Here is a 3599-nt window from a genome sequence, read left to right as displayed (position 1 = left end):
ACCATCGGCAATAAGTGCCGCGATACGCAGTCCTGGTGCTAACGTTTTACTAAATCCTTTTATATATATTACGTGGCCATCCTTATCAAAACTTTTGATTGGGGGCGGGATTATAGCATCCTCAAAATATATTTCTCCGAAAGAATCATCTTCAATAATAAAAAATTGATATAACTCCGATAGTTCTATAAGTTCCATTCTTCGTTCTTTACTCATTACTGTACCTGTCGGATTCTGGAAGGTGGGATTCGTATACAATAAAACGGGATTTTTACTTTGACAAATATCATCAATTAAGTCGGAGCGAACTCCATGATTATCAAGAGAAACGGGAATGATTTGAACACCTTTATTGATGAAAATATCAAGCGCAGCACTGTAACATGGACTTTCTACTAATACAATATCTCCAGGTTTTAATAATGTTTGAGCAATTAAATCAATTCCTTGTTGTGCGCCGCTTGTAATTAATAATTGAGATGGGTCTGTCACTAATTTCTGGTGTTCATTTAAGTAATTTGCTATTTCAACTCGCAATTCATAATCGCCTTGAACTGGCCCATAAGTTGCTAACAACATCGGATTTTTATCCAGCAATTTATGCATTTCATCTGCCAAAAATGGATTTGGTAACAGACGAGGATACAGAATTGCTTGTGAAAAATTATAATATTTACGGTGCTTATTCATTGCATATTGAGAACGCATAACATTAATCGTTTTCATTTGTTGCCATTTATACGGAATTGGTTTGAAATCTTTCTTTACCCGTTTATATATGTAAGCACCTTTTCCTTGTTCGATGCGTATATACCCTTTCGTTTCTAACTGTTTATACGCTTTACGAACTGTTAATACATTGATTTGTAAATCTGTGGCCATACAACGTAAAGAAGGAAGAGATTCACCATGTGAAAGCATACCACTTTGTATTCTGTCAACAATTTGCATATATATTTGCTTGTAATACGGTATGTTTGTTTCTTTACGCAATACAATTTTCATAGGTTCACCTATTTTTCTTTTTAACTTAATTAAAGCGAAAAATATATAGGGAATCAACTACAACTTGAAGTAACTGTTATATGTACCGATACACTGTTATACACCATAGCCTCTATACTCATTCTAAGAGTAAAAAGGAGGAAGCAAAATGGTCATTTTTAATTACATTTTAGTATGTATTATTTTCGGGACAACATTTTTAACGATAAAAATTGGAATTGAAGCAGGGGCGCCACCGTTGTTTTCAGCAGGAATTCGCTTCTTTTTAGCGGGCATAATCCTTATGATTATTTTTAAATTAAAGCGAAAAGAAATTATGCCACATATATTTTCAAAACGCATTATGTATGCTGGATTTTGTTTAACATTTATGACATTCGCAAGTTTATATTGGTCAGAACAATATATTTCTTCGGGATTAGCTGCTGTTCTTTCTGCTACGGGACCAATGATGATTTTATTAATACAAGCAAAGAGGAATAGGGAGAAATTACAAAAGGAACAACTCATTGCTTTAGTTATTGCACTAGCAGGTGTTATATTTGTTTCTTTACCAGGAATGCATCAACAAGTAACTTTCATATGGAGTATTGCTTGTATTGTTTTAGTTATAGGAGAGTTATTTTACGGAATAGGCTCTATTCGTTCGAAAGAAATACTTTCAGATTTATCAAATGTATCACCATTTCTTATTAACGGTATTCAAATGTTTTATGGAGGGATTTTACTACTAATCACATCTATTATTGTAGAACAACCAAATGTAACCGTATTAACTTCATGGAGTGTGCAATGGCCTATTTTATATCTCATATTTATCGGATCGATTGGTGGACACGGATTATATTACTGGCTCTTATCAAAAACAAATCCAGTATTTCCATCGACGTGGTTATATGTATCACCATTAATTGCAATAATTGTGGGATATATCATTTTAGGGGAACCTTTAAATCCTACAATGGGAATGGGGGCTTGTCTTATATTGATTGGTGTATTTTTGGCCAATCGTTCAACGCTACGGGCTTATTTCAAAAAAGGGCGGTTATTAGAGAAGGAGATGTAGTTCCATAAAGCAACAGCCCTGTATATTACAGGACTGATAAAATAAAAAACACAGTTGGAAAAATAACCAACTGTGTTTTTTATAATTAATTCACTTTTTTAATAAAGCCTTTATAATGACGTTTTACAAGCTGGCTTTCTAACGTCTTCATAGTTTCTAGTGCTACACCGACAATGATAAGTAAGCTTGTACCACCAATTTGAGCAGAAGGTGGTAACGTAGCAATTTTCGTAAATACGAGCGGTAATATAGAAATAGCACCTAAGAAAATTGCACCGATAAATGTTAAACGGTATAGAATTTTAGTTACATATTGTTCAGTTGCTTTACCAGGACGAATACCAGGAACATATCCATTTTGCTTTTTCAAATTCTCAGCCATTTGTTCAGGATTTACTTGAATAAATGCGTAGAAGTATGTGAAAGCAACGATAAGACCGACATAAAGTGTCATTCCAATTGGATGTGCGAAATCAAGATTTGCAACTAACCATTTTGATACGCTTGAATCAGGGAAGAGCTGCGCAATTGTACGCGGCGTCATTAAAAATGCAGAAGCAAAGATAACTGGTATAACACCAGCACTATTTACTTTAAGCGGTAAATGAGTGTTTTTTGCTCCTTGATATGGATTGTTTCCTGAAACAGCTTTTGCATATTGGATCGGTATTTTACGTACAGCTTGTTGAATGTAAATAACGCCAACAACTATCGCTAAAATTACGAGTCCAATTAAAACAATTTTTATTATGTGCATAAATAGCTGATCGCCAGCATTTTGGAATTGTTGTAAATAAATTTGATTTGCAACATTTGGAATGGCGGCAACGAGACCTGCGAAGATAATCATCGAAATACCATTACCAACTCCGTTAGCGGTAATTTGTTCGCCTAACCAAAGTAAAAATGCAGTACCTGCAGTTAAAACTGTCGCAATAAATAAGTATGTAGTCCAGCTTTGATCTGTTATTAATTGTCCACCTGCTATATTATTAAAGCCATAAGACATTCCGATGGCCTGTATGAATGCGAGAATGATTGTAAAGTATCGAGTGAATTGAGCTGATTTCTTACGGCCCATTTCTCCTTGCTTTGCCCATTCCGAAAATTTAGGTATAACATCCATTTGTAGTAACTGTACTATGATGGAAGCTGTAATATATGGTGTAATACCTACAGCAAAGATTGAGAAGTGTTGCAATGCTCCTCCGCCAAATACGTTTAACATACCTAGAACGTTAGCTTGATCTTGTACTTTTAATACCTCTGCATTAGTATGAGGAACTGGAATAAACGTGCCAATTCGAAAAACGATTAACATCGCTAGTGTAAAAAGGATTTTCCTTCTTATCTCAGCTACTCTCATGAAATTTGAAATCGTACGAAACATTATGTCGCCTCCTATATTTTTATCAGTAAAAAAACTGATTATTATACCCTATGAAGTAACCACAAACCTCCTTCCGCACTAAATTCATTTGACAAATGGATTTTCATACACTTTGTAGTTTTCACGGATATAAAAATA

Annotated in this window: 3 protein-coding genes; 1 reads left to right on the top strand and 2 read right to left on the bottom strand. The window is 34.4% G+C overall.

Annotated features, from left to right (window positions below):
* On the bottom strand, positions 1–1005 hold a 1005-nt coding region (locus ACQGS6_RS24685; RefSeq protein WP_426965753.1), incomplete at its 3' end, for a PLP-dependent aminotransferase family protein.
* A gap of 148 nt (positions 1006–1153) precedes the next feature.
* On the opposite strand from ACQGS6_RS24685, the gene ACQGS6_RS24680 reads away from it, so the two are divergent.
* Positions 1154–2071, top strand: a complete 918-nt coding sequence (locus ACQGS6_RS24680) for a DMT family transporter (RefSeq protein WP_000234332.1) — start codon at positions 1154–1156, stop codon at positions 2069–2071.
* A gap of 85 nt (positions 2072–2156) precedes the next feature.
* Here ACQGS6_RS24680 and secY read toward each other — a convergent pair whose 3' ends face one another.
* Complete coding sequence (gene secY, locus ACQGS6_RS24675; RefSeq protein WP_000490131.1) at positions 2157–3461, bottom strand: preprotein translocase subunit SecY; 1305 nt, start codon at positions 3459–3461, stop codon at positions 2157–2159.
* Positions 3462–3599 lie beyond the last annotated feature (138 nt).

It is taken from the genome of Bacillus sp. GMs2/2 (assembly GCF_050172095.1).
Classification (GTDB): Bacteria; Bacillota; Bacilli; order Bacillales; family Bacillaceae_G; genus Bacillus_A; species Bacillus_A cereus.
This window is presented reverse-complemented; position numbering and strand designations above follow the sequence as displayed.

What these genes read in the sequence shown, in the direction of transcription:
- ACQGS6_RS24680 (WP_000234332.1), top strand. Translation starts at nt 1,154, where the DNA reads ATGGTCATTTTTAATTACATTTTAGTATGTATTATTTTCGGGACAACA.
- secY (WP_000490131.1), bottom strand. Translation starts at nt 3,461, where the DNA reads ATGTTTCGTACGATTTCAAATTTCATGAGAGTAGCTGAGATAAGAAGG.